Here is a 14976-nt window from a genome sequence, read left to right as displayed (position 1 = left end):
CAGATTGTGCCAGCGCAGACCACCGTTGCCGCAACGCGGGTTGGAGCGCGTTGTCCGGACGCGAGCGATCGGTCGAGTTCCAGTGGTGGAATTCGACTCCCCGCGAGCGAGACGGCTCACCTATCCTGCGTCGAGGCTGCACGGGCGCGGCCCGTGGTCTGACCGGCTCCTCTTACTGTTCGACCCCAACATGCTCCATCTGCTCGTTCTGCTGCCCCTGCTGGCGCCCCCCACTCCCCAGGTCGGGTTTGCCAGTGAAACCTTGCTCTCCTCCACCACGGACGTCGGTGACAAGTTCGGCGACTCGATCGACGTGGACGGCGACGTCCTGGTGGTCGGCGCCCGCGCCAATGCCGACCTCGCTCCAACCGCCGGGCAGGCGGTCGTCTTCGAGCGGCAGGCGGACGGCTCCTGGCTCGAGGTCGCGGTCCTCTCGCCACCCACTCCGGAGGTGGTCGGATTCTTCGGCGACGAGGTCGCCGTGTCCGGAGTCAACGTCTTCGTGGCCGAGCGCAACGACGACGTCTTCGGCGCGAACGAGGGCGCGGTCTACGTCTACGAGCGTCAGCCCGATGGCACCTGGCCCTTGATCCAAACGCTCGGTCCGGCTGACCTCGCTGACAGTCGGACCTTCGGCGCGGACCTCGATGCCTGGGGCCCGCGCCTGGCCGTGGCGTCTGGCGGGGCCGTCGACGAGCCCAGCCCGGTCTCGATCTTCCTCCGACAGCCGGATGGGACCTTCGCCCTCGAGGACGAGGTAATCAGCCCCACGACCACGACCTCGTTCGGACACTTCCCGGGCGTCGTGGCCATGGAAGCGGACTGGCTCGTGGTCGGATCGCCCAACTACTACGAGACGGTGGTCGGTCCCGTCGGCGAGTTGCTCGACTTCCTGCCCGTGGCCCACGTCTTCCGTCGGGACCCGAGTGGCTCCTGGCTGCCCCTCGCCAACCTCTATTGGCCTGGTGGCGCGCCGGGCAACGAGTTCGGAGCGGCGGTCGATCTGGAGCTGCATGCGGGTGGCGCGCTGGTCGCGATCGGTGCTGCCCATGCGCCGCCGACCGGGCGCGTGTTCCTGTTCGACGTCGACACCTCCGGAGTCGTGCAAGAGCTCGACCAGGTTGAGGTGTCCACGGGACCCTGCTGCAACTCGACGTTCGGCGACGCCGTCCTGCTCACGGGCGAGCGTCTGATCGCCAGCGATCCGCTGTTCCGCACCGGCGTCGAGGTCTACGACACCGGCCGGATCTACGTCTTCGATCGCACGGCGCCGGACGAATGGAGCCTGGTCCAGATCCTCGAGGACGACCTCGCGGTGCCCGACGACTGGCGCGAGCTGGGGACGTCGCTGGCCCTGGACGGATCCGCCCTGTTGGCCGGTGAGCCGGGACCCGGTGGCCCGGCGTCGAAGGTCACGGGCGAGGTCCACGTGTTCAGCGATATCCGGCTCTTCCATGGACTGCCCGAGCTCTCGCTCGGCGCGGGCGGGAGCCAGGACCTGCTGGTCGCCGCCGGACCCCAGTCCGCCGGTGCCAGTTACCTGATGCTCGGCAGCGCCTCCGGCACCCAGCCTTCGATTCCCCTGCCCGGCGGGCTCGCCCTGCCGCTGGTCCTCGATGCCTACACCGACCTGACCCTTGCCGGCGGTGGAGGTCTATTGAGCGGGAACTTCGGGACCTTGGGACCGCTCGGCGATGCGGTGGCGACCTTCGCCTTGCCCGCGGGCAGCGATCCGGTCCTGGCCGGACTGACTGTCCACCACGCCTACGTCGTGATCGGGGCCGCGAGCGCCATCACTGCGGTCGGTGGTCCGGCGCCACTGGTCTTGATGCCCTGATCCAGGACACTAGCCGCATCGGGAGGCAGGCTTCGCGGCGTGCGCGTCCGCTGGCCGCCGCTCGGGCGTCCGGGGGGCGGAACCTCGTCTGCGCTGCGGGCTAGAGTACGCGGGATGCAGCTCACCATCCCCGGTCCCTGCGGCCCGCTCGAGGCCATCTACCACGAACCCCGCGGCGGCGCCGACGCGCCCCGCGGCGTGGCCGTGGTCTGCCATCCCCATCCGCGTCCGGACCTCCTGGATCCGAACACCACGCACCAGGGCGGCAACATGCACTCGACGGTGACCTTCAAGATCGCCCGTGCCCTGCAGAACGCCGGCCTGGCCTGCCTGCGCTTCAACTTCCGCGGGGTCCAGGGGTCGGCAGGGGAGCACGACGGAAAAGGAGCGGAGGAGCAGGACGCCGCCGCCGCACTGGGCTGGCTCAGCGACAAGCACTCGGGCGTTCCGCGCTGGGCCGCCGGCTTCTCCTTCGGCTCGCGCACGGTCTTCGGACTGGCGCGGCGCGACGCGACCATCGAGCGGCTGGTGCTGGTCGGCTTTCCCCTAGTGGCCTATGACCTTCCTGGGGTCGACGAGCTCAGCATTCCGACCCTGTTCGTCTGGGGCGCGGGCGACGAGTTCGGCGCACTTCAGGACCTGAAGGCCCAGTACCCCCACCTGCCCGCGCAGGTGGAGGCGGAGGAGATCCCCGGGGCCGACCACTTCTTCATGCGCTACACCAAAGAGCTCGAGAGCTGCGTCCACGCCTGGGCGCTGCGCCAACTCGAGGGAGACGACCGATGAGCCCCGACAAGCGCGCCGCCCGGACCGAGGTCGAGCCGACGACGCCGCCCGAGGGCGTCAGTCCCGCCATCCGCGTGATGATGATGCCCCGCGACACCAACGCGAACGGCACCATCTTCGGCGGCGTGATCCTGGCCCAGATCGACCTCGCGGCCGCGATCGAGGCGCACCGCTGGCATCCCGGGCGGCTGGCCACCGTTGCGATGGACAAGATCGAGTTCAAGCGGCCAGTCTTCGTCGGCGACCTGGTCAGCTTCTACACGTCGACCGAGCACACGGGCACGACGTCGGTGACCATCCGCGTCGACGTGTGGGCCCAGCGGCGCCACGGTTCGAACACGCGCGTGCCCGTGACCAGCGCGACGGTGACGATGGTGGCGACCGACGAGGGCGGGCAGAAGGTGCCTCTCGCCAACAAGGTCCCGTCGCCCCTGTACTGATCCTCGGCCCAGAGCAGGCGGCGGTTTCGTGCCTGGCACCGTACGAACGCCTACCCCCCCGAAGGGCCAGACCGGGGGCTCGGGAATTCGAGCGGATCGACTCAGGACCGTCGAGATCGGGGGCCGAAGAGGCTCGTTGGACGTCGGCCCTGCAGCCCGGGACCGTCGTCCAACCACGACCGGCCCCGCGCGCATCGACCGGCAACACTGCCGCCGCGACCGAGCAGGTCCGAGCCCGATTCGACCCCAATAGCAGCAGATCGCCATGAAAGTGCTCCTGATCGACGACTCCAGCCTGATGCGAAAGATGATCGTCCGAGCCCTGCGTCAAGCAGACCTCGGCGTCGACGAGACCTTCGAGGCTGCCAACGGCGAAGAGGGCCTTGCGGCCCTGAAGGCGCACTCCCCGGAACTCGTGCTCTGCGACTGGAACATGCCGGTCATGGGCGGCCTCGAGTTCGTCAAGCACGCCTGCGAGTTCTCGAAGATCCCGATCATCATGCTGACCACGGAGAGCGTCGGAGAGAAGGAAGCCGAGGCTCGCAAGGCCGGGGCCCGGGGCTACGTGACGAAGCCCTTCACACCCGAAAAGCTCGGCGACGCCATTCGCGAGGTCGTCTGAGCACTCGGCCTGCCTCTCCCCGAGGCAGATCAGCCTTGTCCCCCCCCCGGAGGCAGTCAGTGAGCACCCTAGATATCCAAGCGCGAGCTGAGCTGGCCGAGGCCGTCGTGAAGATCTTCGAGAAGGGCTTCGACGACTGGACTCAGATGTTCGGCTTCGAGGCCGTGACGACGAAGCCGCTGGTGAGGGTCCTCAAGAGTTCCGAGGACCTCTTGAGGCGCATCATCGCCAACAGCGTCCTGGTCACAACCCGCGGTGACGGACCGGTTTCCGGCTGGACACTCTTCGTGTTCCCGAACGAGCTGATCGCCTCCGCCATCGCGGCGGCCATGATGCTGCCCGGTGAGGGCTTCACTCTGGACGAGGCCAACGAGCAGCAGGTCGAGGCCGCCCAGGAGCTGATGAACCTGTTCTGTGGGTCGGCCACGAAGGCCCTGCAGTCGGCCCGACACGAGCTGCGGATCTCCCAGTCGGTCGAGCACCTGCGGGTGAAGCTGAACCTCGCGGAGCCGCCCCGAATCCCCGAGGGGACCGGGATCGCCTGCGTCTCGGTCGATGTCGAGGCCAACGGCGCCGTGGGCAAGGCCTGGTGCCTGATGCCCGAAGCCATGGCCGGGGCGCTGTAGGCAGGGATTCGCTGGAGCCGACCGCGGTTGCGTGATCGGCGCTGGGCGGGCCAGGGGGCCCGCCGTGACCGGGGCTCACGGGGAGCACCCCAAAGGACGGGCACTGGACTCCTGTGCGTGCATCGGGGGTGGACTCGCGTCCGGCCCGCCGATCTCCGGCCCAGGGACTGACCGCAGCGCCGTCGGCGGCCGCGGAGCCGTGCGCCCCTTTCGCACGTGGGCGCAGCCCAAGGGGTCGTCGAACGGTTCGGCTCCTACCAGACGTCGCCTCGCGATGCGCAGGGCGCGATGGCGGCGAGGGGCAGTGAGCCTGCTCCCGATGCCCTCGGCAGGGTGCTTACGGGGTCGGCGCCAAGGCTCTCGCAACGCCCGGGCTGGGTCCGCCCCGCGGCGATCCCAGCGGTTCGGGGCGACCTGCCGGCACGAGCGACTGACTCGAGTTGCGGCGCGCGCGACGGGCCGACTTGCGTCGCGCCGCTCCATGGGCGAGCTCGATCGCCGCGGCGACCACACGTGCCGTCGAGCACGGGCAAGCCGAACTCGCCGCGGCCGCGTGGCCAGCTCTCGCGCCCGACTCGTAGGGCTCGCCGGCGGCCGCCTGCCGCGGGGCGACGGCGCCGCCCGGTCTCGTTGCCCGTCGACGCACTGGACTCAGAGAGCCCAGCGCCTGTCGGCACCCACACGAGGCCGCGCGAGCCCGCCCAGGGGCAGGCCCCACGGGCCGCTCTCAGGCCGCGCTTCGGGCGTCGTTGACGGCGCGCATGACGGCATTCGGAATTTCGTCCAGCGGGACGATCTCCCGGGCGCCACCGAGCTCAACGGCCCGCTTGGGCATGCCGTAGACCACGCAGGTCGCCTCGTTCTGCACCACGGTGTGGGCGCCGGCGTCGAACATCGCCTTCATGCCCTCGGCTCCGTCCCTGCCCATGCCGGTCATCATCACGCCCACGGCGTTGGCGCCGGCGGCCGCAGCCACCGAATGCATCAGCACGTCAACCGAAGGCCGGTGGCGACTGACCAGCGGGCCCGGCTTGACCTGGGCGTGGTAGTCCCCGCCGGAGCGCCGCAGCAGCAGGTGGTGGGCACCCTGGGCGACGATGGCCTTGCCCGGGGTGACCAGCTCGCCGTCGATCGCCTCGTGGACCTCGATCTCGCAGTCTCGGTCGAGGCTCTGGGCGAAGGAGCTCGTGAACTGTTCGGGCATGTGCTGCACGATCACGATCCCCGGGCAGTTCTTCGGGAACGCCGGCAGGATGCGACGCAGGGCCTCGGTCCCGCCGGTGGACGTCCCGATGGCGATGATCTTGTTGGTCGTGCGGGCCAGAGCTGTGCGAGCGATCGGGCTGGCGTGCTTGCCCTCCGAGGACCTGCGGGGCTCGACCTTGATCTTGGCCGCGATCTTGATCCGCTCGGCCAGGTCGACGGACATCTCGCCCACGGTGTAGGCCGAGCCCGGCTTGCACATCACGTCCACGGCGCCAGCGCGCAGGGCCTCGAGGGCCATGGGTCCTTTGGCCTCGGTCAGCGACGAGACGACGATCGTCGGCACCGGCTGGAACTGCATCAGCTTGCGCAGGAACGCGATGCCGTCCATGCGCGGCATCTCGACGTCCAGGGTGATGACGTCGGGCTTCAGCTCGACGACCTTGTCCCGCGCGATGTACGGGTTGGCTGCCGTGCCGACGATCTCGATACCGGGGTCCTTGGAGAGCTCCTTGGTGAAGACCTGTCGGACGACAGCGGAGTCATCGACGATCAGAACTCGAACGGGCCGATTCGGATCGGTCATTGGCCTGCACTTCCAAAGGGACCGCTGCTGACCGTGAGGCTCAGCAGAACTGGGTGTTCGTCGGAGAGCATCCCCACGGCGCCCTCTTCGAGCTTCAGGGCGTCCCAACTGTCTGACTCCAGTCCCACCTCCGCGCTGGGCGCGGTCAGGTCGAAGATGGCCTCGGTTCCAGCCAAATCGGTAAGCAACTGACCGAGAGCGACGTTCAGCAGCTCCTTGAGTGCGTCGATCGCATCCTCGTCGCTGGTTTCGTCGGCGTCGAGTCCCAGGGCACCGGCCGCCACTTCCCGCGCCATGTCGGCGGTGGTCATGAGGCGCATGTTGCCGGTTCCGCTCCCGCCAAAGCCCACGTTGATCGCGAGGCACGATCCACTCGGTGCCTCGAGCTCGGCGGCGTCGACCTGATCGGCGAAGATCATCGCGACCTCCTCGAGGACGCGCGTGAAGGCCCCGGCAAGGGGCTCCTTGAATTCGTCACTCATCGGGGTTACCCAGGGCCGCCAAGAGGGCCTCGCGCAGTTCTTCGGGTTGGAAGGGCTTGCGTACGTAACCGCACACATTGCTCTTCTTGAGTTCGTCGATGCGGGTCGTGCTGCCTTCGGACGACACCACGATGACCGGGATGCTCGAGGTGGAGTCGTCAGCGAACAGGCGCTGGATCATCTCGATGCCGTTCATCACTGGCATGTTGATGTCGGCCAGAATCAGATCGATCCAGTGGTCGGCAACAACCTCCAGAGCTTCTTGACCGTTCGCGGCCTCGTGCACTTCGTTGGTCGGCACGCCGGCCATCCGAAGCGCCTTCTTGATGACTGCTCGGACCGTCTTCGAGTCGTCGACGATCAGTAGATTGAATGTCATGGCGGTCAGCTCTTCTTCTCCAAGCCGAAGGCCTCACGCGCCAGATCGAGCTTGGAGAGGGTCTGGCAGAGGCAGTTCTCGATCGCGTCCGGAGAGAGCCCGAGACGATTGAAAACGGCCTCGGAGGATGCGTAGTAGTTGCCGTCTTCGCCGTTGCCGAGCCCGACCATGCCGCACAGGTACTGGGCGGCGTGGACGAGCTCCGCGATGGGGCGGAACTCCTCCGGACACATCTCGGGCTCGTGGTGCCAACGGACGACCTGGATGATGCTCTCGGGAAGTCCCCAGGCTTCGAGCATGATCGCTCCCGCCTCGGCGTGGTTGATCCCCACGAGCTGCTCCTCGGCCTTCTCGAATGAGATGTTCCCACCGAAGGCGAGATCGGCGATCTCGGACATCTTCGTCTGGGCTACCTGGCCAAAGACGGTCTTGCCGATGTCTACGAGCAGGCCAGCGGTGAAGGCCTCGTTCGGCGGCGGCCCGCCGGTCTTCAAGGCGAGCTCCTCGGTGGCCAGTGCGATCGCCAGGGCGCCCTCCCAGAGGGCGTCGCCGGGCAGGCTGTAGCCCTCGACCGGCTCGCAAGCCATGGGGCCGACCATGGCACTCATCACCGCCGCTTGAATCCGACCACTGCCCAGCTGCAGCCAGGCGCGGCGCACGGTGGAGATCTCGGCTCGAGCGCCGAAGATGGCGGAGTTGGCCGTGGCGAGCACATGGGTCGTCAGGGCCGGGTTCAGGCTGATGGCGCGCTCCAGCTCCGCCGGATCGACTTCGGGGTCTTGCAGCAGCCTCACCAGCTCGCAGGCGTCGACGGGGATCGGCGGCAGCTGCTGGACAGCTTCCAGGACTTGATCGCGGTTGGTCACAGGTTGGTCTGCTCCTCAGGGGTGCGAACTACCGCCTGGCCAGTGGCGATCGATAGGAACACGGTCTTGGGACGGGTCCCGCCAGTGTGTTCACCGGCAAGCATGAGCTCGTTCTTCCATAGGATCTTGCGCAGGATGACGATGTTGCGCTCGCCGATTCGAAAGCGATTGCACTGATCCATGGGGCTGCCCGCCCCGGCGACCTTGACAACCAGGTTCTGGCGCGTCGCACCCAGATCGAACACGGCGTTCAGGAGCAGGATGACGCCGGTATCGACGAACATCGCAGGCTTGGGTGCGGAGCCCTCGCGCGCGCCCTTCGACAGGGGCAGCATGCAGTGGATCAGGCCGCCCACACCGGCGATCGGGTCGTGCACCGTGACGCCGATACAGGAGCCGAGCGAGTAAGTCACCAGAACGTCGTTGGGGTCGTTCGAGACCTTGAACTCGGAGATCCCGACGATCTGGAGCTGCGACCGATCCGTCGGAGGGAAGGTGGCGGCACCGATGCCGGCCTGTGTCGGTGAAGACGACACCCTACTCGCGCTTCCTGTAGACCGACGGGGCGACGCGCGAATACTGCTCGTTGGCATTGACGATGCTCTCCGACTTGCCCACGACCAGGAGGCCGCCCGGTCGCAGCAGACGGTGGCAATCGGTGACGATCGCCGCCCGCAGTGCCTCGTCGAAGTAGATCATCACGTTCCGACACATGACGACGTCCATCGGGCCCTTCATGGGGAAGGGCGGTTTGGAGAGGTTCAAGCGCTTGAAGACCAACTGCTCGCGGAGCTTGGGCGTGGCGCGGTAGCCTTCGCCCTCGACCTCCATGTAGCGCTGCTTGTACTTGTCCGGGATCGGGTCGATCTTGGAAGCCTCGTAGAAGCCATTGCTGGCCGTCTCGAGGACGCGGGTCGAAATGTCCGTCGCCAGGATCTTCACGTCGACGGGCTTCTTGTGCTTTTCGACCACGTCGAGCACGGTCATCGACAGCGAGTAGGGCTCCTCACCGGTCGACGAGGCGGCCGACCACAGGCGCAGGCGGCTCTGCCCGCCGGCGAGGGTTTCCGACAGGTGCTGTGCGACCGAATCGAAGTGCTCCGGCTCGCGGAAGAAGTTGGTGACGTTGGTCGAGATGACGTCGAGCAGCTGCACCAGCTCCGTCGCGAGGTCCGCGCGGAGGTAGTCGAGGTAGGCCGACTCGTCGCTCAACTTCAGGGCCCGCAGGCGCTGCGCGATTCGAGAGGAGACCATGCTCTCCTTGCCTTCGCGGAGGAGGATCCCGCTGTTGTCGTAGACGATCTCGCGGAGCGCCTCAAAGACCTCGGTCTTCATGTTCTAGTTGGGCTGTGACGTCGTCGAGGTGGGGGCGGTCGGGGCGCCACCCGTGCAGGTGACGCCCCGGCAATGACTGCGAGCTGGCTCGGACTAGAAGTCGGTCAGCTCGTCGTCGTCGAGCGGGAAGGCCGCAGCCTTGTTCTTCGACGGCGGAGGAGTCGCGGGACGAGCCGCCGGCTTGGTTGCCGGGGGCGTGGTCCGGGCTGCGGGACGCGGAGCTGCCGCGCCGCCCGCAGCGGCGGGCTCAGCCGCGGACTTCGAGAGGGTGAAGCGCCCGATCTGGCTCAGGAGTTGGGCCACCTGACCGTCCAGGTGCTCTGCGGAGGCAGACGACTCTTCGCTGCTGGCCGCAGTCTCCTGGGTGATCCGGTTCATCTCGTCGACGGCCGTGTTGACCTGCCCGATGCCCTCGGCCTGCTCCTTGGAGGCGGCCGCGATCTCGGTGATCAGGTCGGTGACCTTCGACGAGCCCTCGTTGATCTCGGTCAGGATCGTCTGAACGCCTTGGGTGATCGCGACGCCGTTGTCGACGTTGCGCGACGAGCCCTCGATCAGCTCCGCGGTGCTCTTCGCCGCCTGCGCGCTGCGCTGGGCGAGGGAGCGCACCTCTTCGGCGACGACCGCGAAGCCCTTGCCCGCGTCGCCGGCCCGAGCCGCCTCGACGGCCGCGTTGAGGGCGAGCATGTTGGTCTGGAACGAGATCTCGTCGATCGTCTTGACGATCTTCGCCGTCTCGTCGCTCGAGGCCTTGATGGCGTCGATGGCCTGGCGCATCTTGGCCATCTCGGACTCGCCCTGGTTGGCGGACTCCTTGGCGGAGTCGGCCAGGGCCTGCGCCTGACGTGCGTTGTCGGCGTTCTGAGTGGTCATCGAGGACATCTGCTCGAGGGACGCGGAGATCTCCTCGATCGAGCTGGCCTGGGTGCTGGCACCGTTGGCGAGCTGGGTGCTGCTGGCGGCGATCTGGCCGCTGGCCGTGGAGACCTGGGTGCCCACGTGGGCCACCTGGGTCAGGGCGTCCTCGAGGGTCGTGAGGGCGCGGTTCAGGTGGTCCTTGGTGATCCCGTGGCTGCCGCTGAACTCACTGCGGATACGCACGGTCAGATCCTGCTCCGCGACTCGCTCGAGGGTCGCCCCGACCTCTTCGACGAAGCGCTCGGTCTCGATCTGCTCGTCCTTCTGGGCGGTGATGTCCGTGGCGTACTTGACGACCTTGAACGGCTTGCCGTTCATGTCGAAGATCGGGTTGTACGAGGCGCGGATCCAGACGACTTTGCCGCCCTTGCCCAGGCGCATGTACTCAGCGGCCTGGTACTCACCGCGGTTGAGCTTGGCCCAGAAGTCGGTGTACTCGCCCGACGCGCGGTACTTGGGATCGACGAAGATGCCGTGGTGCTGCCCCTGAACCTCGGCCAGGGTGTAGCCGAGGCACGACAGGAAGTTGTCGTTGGCGGTACGGATCGTGCCGTCCATCTCGAACTCGATCACGGCCTGGGACTTGCCGATGGCCGCGATCTGGCCCTCGTAGTCGGCGTTCTGCAGCTTCGTCGCGGTGACGTCGGTGGCGAACTTGACGACCTTGTAGGGCTTGCCGTTGGGGTCGAAGATCGGGTTGTAGGAGGCCTGGATCCAGACCTCCTTGCCGCCCTTGCCGAGGCGCTTGTACTCGGCGGCTTGGAACTCCCCGCGGTTGAGCTTGGCCCAGAAGTCGCGGTAGTCGGCGCTGGCGCGGAAGACGGGGTCCACGAACATGCCGTGGTGCTGGCCCTCGATCTCGGCCAGGGTGTAGCCCAGGGTGTCGAGGAAGTTCTGGTTGGCCGTGATGATGGTGCCGTCCAGCTCGAACTCGATCACCGCCTGCGACTTGCTGATGGCCGCGAGCTGGCCCTCGTAGTTCGCGGTCTGCAGCGTCCTCTCCGTGATGTCAGAGGCGAACTTGACGACCTTGATCGGCTTGCCGTCGAGACCGAGGATCGGGTTGTAGGAGGCCTGGATCCAGATCTCCCGACCGCCCTTGGCGACGCGCTTGAACTCGCCCGACTCGAACTCGCCGCGGCCGAGCTTGGCCCAGAACTCCCGGTACTCGGGGCTCGAGCGCTCGATCGGGTCCACGAACATGCTGTGGTGCTTGCCCGCGATCTCGTCCAGGCTGTAGCCGATGGCTGCGAGGAAGTTGTCGTTGGCGGTGACGATCGTGCCGTCGAGGTTGAACTCGATCACGGCCATCGACTTGCCAATCGCCTCCAGCTTGGCGTTCGCTTCGAGGAGGTTGTCGGCTGCGACCTCTTGTTGCGAGTCCGTGGAGTGTTGACTGGGGGCAGTCGCGGTGGCCGAATTGGGCTGGGTGCTCATTATTCGTAGGGCTTGGAGGGGATGTTTGTCTTGATTCGAACCGGCCGCGCGGGAACGCGGATGATCCGTGGGGGGTGATTGAATCTCAGGACGCTTCGTTGAGCGTCCGCAGGCCGTCGGTGTCGAGGATGCGCTCGGTGTTGAGCAGGATCTTCACCGAGCCCTTGCACTTCGCGATGCCGAGGATGAAGTCGCTATCGACGCCCTCGCCGAAGGAAGGCGTGGGCTCGAGCTCGTCGACGACGATGTCGAGCACTTCGCTGACGGTGTCCACGAGGATGCCCATCTGGTTCGCAACTCCGTCGGAGCTGGTCTCGACCACGATGATGCAAGTCTCGTCCGTGTCCTCGATGGCGCTCATCTCGAACTTCACCCGCAGGTTGAGGACCGGGATGATGCGACCGCGGAGGTTGATGACGCCGCGGATGGAGACGGGCGTGCGCGGCACGGGCGTGATGTCCATCAGGCCGATGATCTCCCGCACCTTGAGGATCTCGAGGCCGTACTCCTCTTCGCCGATTCGGAAGGTGAGGTACTTGCCGGCCAGTTTCTCGACGGCAGGAGTGGTGGTTGAGTTGTCGCTCGACATGGGTCTGTTGGTTGTTTGGCGTGAATGCCGGCCTGTGCTTGTCGCCCCGGAGGGCCTAGGTCGCGGGGACTGCTTCGATCTTCTCGACCGATACGGGTGCCTCGGCTAAAGCCTCGGCGTCGTTACTTCCGGTACGCGCGAGCTGAGTGAGGCTCGCGATGTCGAGGATCAATCCAACGTGCCCGTCGGGCATGATGGCGCCACCAGCGAGTCCCGGAGTTCCCGCCAAGGCAGGGCCGAGCGGCTTGATCACGATCTGATGCTGTCCGAGGATCTCATCGACCAGGAAGGCGCAACGGCGATCCCCATGCTCGACGATCACGGCTGATGTGCGCTCCAGGGACGTGTCGGGTCCCGGGAGGTTGAAGATGCGCGAGATGTGGAAGAGCGAGACCAGGGAGTCCCCGTCCTTCAAGAGCGCGCCACGATCGAAGACCTGGGTGAGCCTTTCCTCTTCCGGGCGCACCATCCTGACGATCGAGACGGTCGGGAAGATGTAGCGCTCCCCGCCCGCGCGCACGACCATGCCATCGATGATGGCGAGCGTCAGCGGCAGGCGGATGCTGAAGATCGTGCCCTTGCCGAGTGTTGAGCGGATCTCGACCGTGCCGCGCAGAGCCTCGATGTTGCGCTTGACCACGTCCAGGCCGACACCGCGGCCAGAGACGTCGGAGAGCACCTTGGCGGTGGAGAAGCCCGGCGCGAAGACGAGGTCATAGATCTCGCTCTCGGTCAGGTTCTCGTTCTCGCCGATGATGCCCTTCTCGCGCGCCTTGGCGAGGATGCGCTCCGAGTCGAGCCCGCGACCGTCGTCTTCGATCTCGATGTGGATGCTGCCGCCCTGGTGGAAGGCGCGCAGCTCGACGCGTCCGCAGGCCGGCTTGCCGGCGGCGATGCGGTCTTCCGGGGTGGCCTCGAGTCCGTGGTCCACGGCGTTGCGGACCATGTGAATCAGCGGATCGCCGATGGAGTCGACGACCGTCTTGTCCAGTTCGGTGTCCTCACCCAAGGTGTGGAACTCGACCTGCTTGCCGACCTTGGTGGCGACGTCGCGCGCCAGGCGCGCCATGCGGCGGAAGGTGGAGCGGATCGGGACCATGCGCAGGGACATGGCCATCTCCTGCAGCTCCCGCGTGATCTTGTCCATCCGGTTGAGCAGGCCCGGAAGGCGGGTGGCGTTGTCGAGGTTCAGTTCCTCGGACTGACTCACCATCGCCTCGGCGATCACGAGCTCTCCGATCGAGTCCACGAGCGCATCGAGGCGCGTGGCGTCGACCTTGATCATCTCGCGGATCGCGACCTTCTTCGAACCAGCCTCCGGGTCGGCGGGCTGACGTGCGGCGGGCGCGGCGCGCTTGGCCGCGGGGGCCGGCGTCGCCTGCTCGGGCCCGGGGTCGTCGTCGCTCACCTCGGCGGTGGTCGACGCGCTGGTAGGCGCCGGTTGCGGCGCCAAGGCGTTCAACGGGGCGGCGTAGCTGCTGCCCGAAGACTCGCGCAGCAGTTCCTCGAGGCACCTGATCGCCGTGGGTAGGCCCGCGTCGATGCTCATGCGGTCGCCCGAGGTGAGCGCGACTTCGACGGCGCCGAGCAGACCCTTGAGGACGTCGTTGACCTCGAAGGTGGCTGCGAGCGGGCGACCAGCGAGGTCCATCTGACCCGCTCTCACGCGATCGAGCATCGTCTCGGCCTCGTGGGCGAGTCGCTGGATCGGGTCGAGCTCGAGGAAGCCGGCCAGACCCTTGATGGTGTGGAAGGCTCGGAAGATCGCGTTGATCGCTTCGGCGTTCGTGGGATCACGCTCCAGGGTCAGGAGCTGGTGGTCCACGGCCTCGGTGTGCTCGCGGGCCTCGACGATGAAGTCGCCGGTGAGTTCGGGGTCGCCGGTCAATTCCCAGGGCTCGAGCTCGTCGACCTGGGGCTCCTCCTCAGCGGGCGGGGGTTCGGCCGCCATCGCGGGAGCCTCGTCGCTGGTGGGATCGGGAGCGGTCGCGTCGAGGGCGCTGCTTGCTTCGGGCTCGACGGGCACCACGCTGGCCTGGAAGGGCGCGGGAGCCGCAGTTCCGAGCTCGCAGGCCTTGAAGCGGCGCCGCAGCCAATCGACGACGTTCAGCAGGTACTCCTGCAGGTCGCGCCCCTCGGAGGCCTCGATCGCGCTCTCTACCTCGTGGCAGAGTGCGCTGACATCGGACATGGAGAGGACTCCGGACTCTCCCTTGAGCGTGTGGATTCGGCCCTTGAGCGTGTCGATGTCAGCCGCGCCGTCCGGGTCGTCGAGCGTCAGGGCGAGCTCCTCGATCTCGTCGAGGGCGGACTTCTGGTCGGAGAGGAAGTCGGCCAGGATCGCCAGGTCTTCGCTGTCTCCTTGGGTCTCCTCGGGATCCGTGGGCACCGCGTTGAGCTCGCGTTGGACGGCGTCGACCGCGGCACTGACGGCTGTCAGGATTGCATCGCCGTCGGCTTCTTCACCCTTGAGGAAGGCGTCGAGTCGAGCGAGGGCCTCGATCGTGGCCTCGTGCGCGCCCCCGCGCCCTTCCGCGCGAGCCAACTCGGAGACGACCGCCAATTCTCCTTGGAGACTGGCCATGGCAGCCAGGTCCGACGCTTGCGCGAGGACAACATTGGCTGCGAGCGAGCGTAGCTTCTCGTTGATCATCTCGGAGGACGCACGCGATTGCTCGAGTGGGAACTCGAGCCGTGCTCGGGGGGTTGCTCGGGACGGAGGGGCAGTCGGAGAGGGGTGCAGGCCGGAGGGGGAGGAGTGCCTCCGGACAGCGATTCTTCGAATCCTCAATCCGTGGACTTGAGGCTCGGGGCCACAAGTCGATCGGGCGCGGGACGGGGCAATCCCGCTTCCGGGGTGCGGACCTGCC

Annotated in this window: 14 protein-coding genes; 5 read left to right on the top strand and 9 right to left on the bottom strand. The window is 67.2% G+C overall.

From position 1 onward, the window contains the following. Positions 1 to 190: 190 nt before the first annotated feature. The 5 genes from Pla133_RS24275 (at position 191) to Pla133_RS24255 (ending at position 4311) form a co-directional block, all read left to right on the top strand. Complete coding sequence (locus Pla133_RS24275) at positions 191 to 1837, top strand: FG-GAP repeat protein (RefSeq protein WP_419191919.1); 1647 nt, start codon at positions 191 to 193, stop codon at positions 1835 to 1837. A 114-nt stretch (positions 1838 to 1951) separates the two neighbouring features. Then, positions 1952 to 2623, top strand: a complete 672-nt coding sequence (locus tag Pla133_RS24270; RefSeq protein WP_145070185.1) for an alpha/beta hydrolase — start codon at positions 1952 to 1954, stop codon at positions 2621 to 2623. Continuing rightward, a complete protein-coding gene (locus tag Pla133_RS24265) occupies positions 2620 to 3063 on the top strand; it encodes an acyl-CoA thioesterase (RefSeq protein WP_145070183.1) in 444 nt (147 codons plus the stop codon). Before Pla133_RS24270 ends, Pla133_RS24265 begins: the two co-directional genes overlap by 4 nt. A 265-nt stretch (positions 3064 to 3328) precedes the next feature. Beyond that, positions 3329 to 3685, top strand: a complete 357-nt coding sequence (locus Pla133_RS24260; RefSeq protein WP_145070181.1) for a response regulator — start codon at positions 3329 to 3331, stop codon at positions 3683 to 3685. A 59-nt stretch (positions 3686 to 3744) separates the two neighbouring features. Beyond that, positions 3745 to 4311 (top strand): hypothetical protein, encoded by a 567-nt coding sequence (locus tag Pla133_RS24255; RefSeq protein ID WP_145070180.1) that lies wholly within the window; start codon positions 3745 to 3747, stop codon positions 4309 to 4311. Between the two features lie 727 nt (positions 4312 to 5038). Here Pla133_RS24255 and Pla133_RS24250 read toward each other — a convergent pair. From Pla133_RS24250 to Pla133_RS24210, 9 genes are all read right to left on the bottom strand, one after another. Next, a complete protein-coding gene (locus Pla133_RS24250) occupies positions 5039 to 6100 on the bottom strand; it encodes a protein-glutamate methylesterase/protein-glutamine glutaminase (protein ID WP_145070179.1) in 1062 nt (353 codons plus the stop codon). Beyond that, on the bottom strand, positions 6097 to 6582 hold the full coding sequence (locus tag Pla133_RS24245; protein WP_419191918.1) for a chemotaxis protein CheX: 486 nt from the start codon (positions 6580 to 6582) through the stop codon (positions 6097 to 6099). The genes Pla133_RS24250 and Pla133_RS24245 overlap by 4 nt, the downstream gene beginning before the upstream one ends. Beyond that, a complete protein-coding gene (locus Pla133_RS24240) occupies positions 6575 to 6961 on the bottom strand; it encodes a response regulator (RefSeq protein WP_145070177.1) in 387 nt (128 codons plus the stop codon). Before Pla133_RS24240 ends, Pla133_RS24245 begins: the two co-directional genes overlap by 8 nt. Positions 6962 to 6966: 5 nt before the next feature. Next, entirely contained in the window at positions 6967 to 7827 is an 861-nt protein-coding gene (locus tag Pla133_RS24235; protein ID WP_145070176.1) for an HDOD domain-containing protein, read from the bottom strand. Continuing rightward, positions 7824 to 8363, bottom strand: a complete 540-nt coding sequence (locus Pla133_RS24230; protein ID WP_419191917.1) for a chemotaxis protein CheD — start codon at positions 8361 to 8363, stop codon at positions 7824 to 7826. Before Pla133_RS24230 ends, Pla133_RS24235 begins: the two co-directional genes overlap by 4 nt. 1 nt (position 8364) lies before the next feature. Then, complete coding sequence (locus Pla133_RS24225) at positions 8365 to 9162, bottom strand: CheR family methyltransferase (RefSeq protein WP_145070174.1); 798 nt, start codon at positions 9160 to 9162, stop codon at positions 8365 to 8367. Between the two features lie 93 nt (positions 9163 to 9255). After that, a complete protein-coding gene (locus tag Pla133_RS24220; RefSeq protein WP_145070173.1) occupies positions 9256 to 11517 on the bottom strand; it encodes a methyl-accepting chemotaxis protein in 2262 nt (753 codons plus the stop codon). Between the two features lie 85 nt (positions 11518 to 11602). Further along, entirely contained in the window at positions 11603 to 12106 is a 504-nt protein-coding gene (locus Pla133_RS24215) for a chemotaxis protein CheW (protein ID WP_145070172.1), read from the bottom strand. Positions 12107 to 12161: 55 nt separating this feature from the next. After that, on the bottom strand, positions 12162 to 14690 hold the full coding sequence (locus Pla133_RS24210) for a chemotaxis protein CheA (RefSeq protein ID WP_419191916.1): 2529 nt from the start codon (positions 14688 to 14690) through the stop codon (positions 12162 to 12164). Positions 14691 to 14976 lie beyond the last annotated feature (286 nt).

The sequence above is a fragment of the Engelhardtia mirabilis genome (assembly GCF_007748095.1).
In the GTDB taxonomy this organism is placed as follows: Bacteria; Planctomycetota; UBA1135; order UBA1135.
Note: the sequence above shows the minus strand (reverse complement) of the source record. Positions and strands in the feature narration are given on the sequence as shown.

Coding starts and splice junctions, on each gene's coding strand:
- Pla133_RS24225 (WP_145070174.1), bottom strand. CDS start 9,162: ATGAAGACCGAGGTCTTTGAGGCGCTCCGCGAGATCGTCTACGACAAC.
- Pla133_RS24240 (WP_145070177.1), bottom strand. CDS start 6,961: ATGACATTCAATCTACTGATCGTCGACGACTCGAAGACGGTCCGAGCA.
- Pla133_RS24270 (WP_145070185.1), top strand. CDS start 1,952: ATGCAGCTCACCATCCCCGGTCCCTGCGGCCCGCTCGAGGCCATCTAC.
- Pla133_RS24260 (WP_145070181.1), top strand. CDS start 3,329: ATGAAAGTGCTCCTGATCGACGACTCCAGCCTGATGCGAAAGATGATC.
- Pla133_RS24250 (WP_145070179.1), bottom strand. CDS start 6,100: ATGACCGATCCGAATCGGCCCGTTCGAGTTCTGATCGTCGATGACTCC.
- Pla133_RS24245 (WP_419191918.1), bottom strand. CDS start 6,582: ATGAGTGACGAATTCAAGGAGCCCCTTGCCGGGGCCTTCACGCGCGTC.
- Pla133_RS24220 (WP_145070173.1), bottom strand. CDS start 11,517: ATGAGCACCCAGCCCAATTCGGCCACCGCGACTGCCCCCAGTCAACAC.
- Pla133_RS24215 (WP_145070172.1), bottom strand. CDS start 12,106: ATGTCGAGCGACAACTCAACCACCACTCCTGCCGTCGAGAAACTGGCC.
- Pla133_RS24265 (WP_145070183.1), top strand. CDS start 2,620: ATGAGCCCCGACAAGCGCGCCGCCCGGACCGAGGTCGAGCCGACGACG.
- Pla133_RS24275 (WP_419191919.1), top strand. CDS start 191: ATGCTCCATCTGCTCGTTCTGCTGCCCCTGCTGGCGCCCCCCACTCCC.
- Pla133_RS24210 (WP_419191916.1), bottom strand. CDS start 14,690: ATGGCCAGTCTCCAAGGAGAATTGGCGGTCGTCTCCGAGTTGGCTCGC.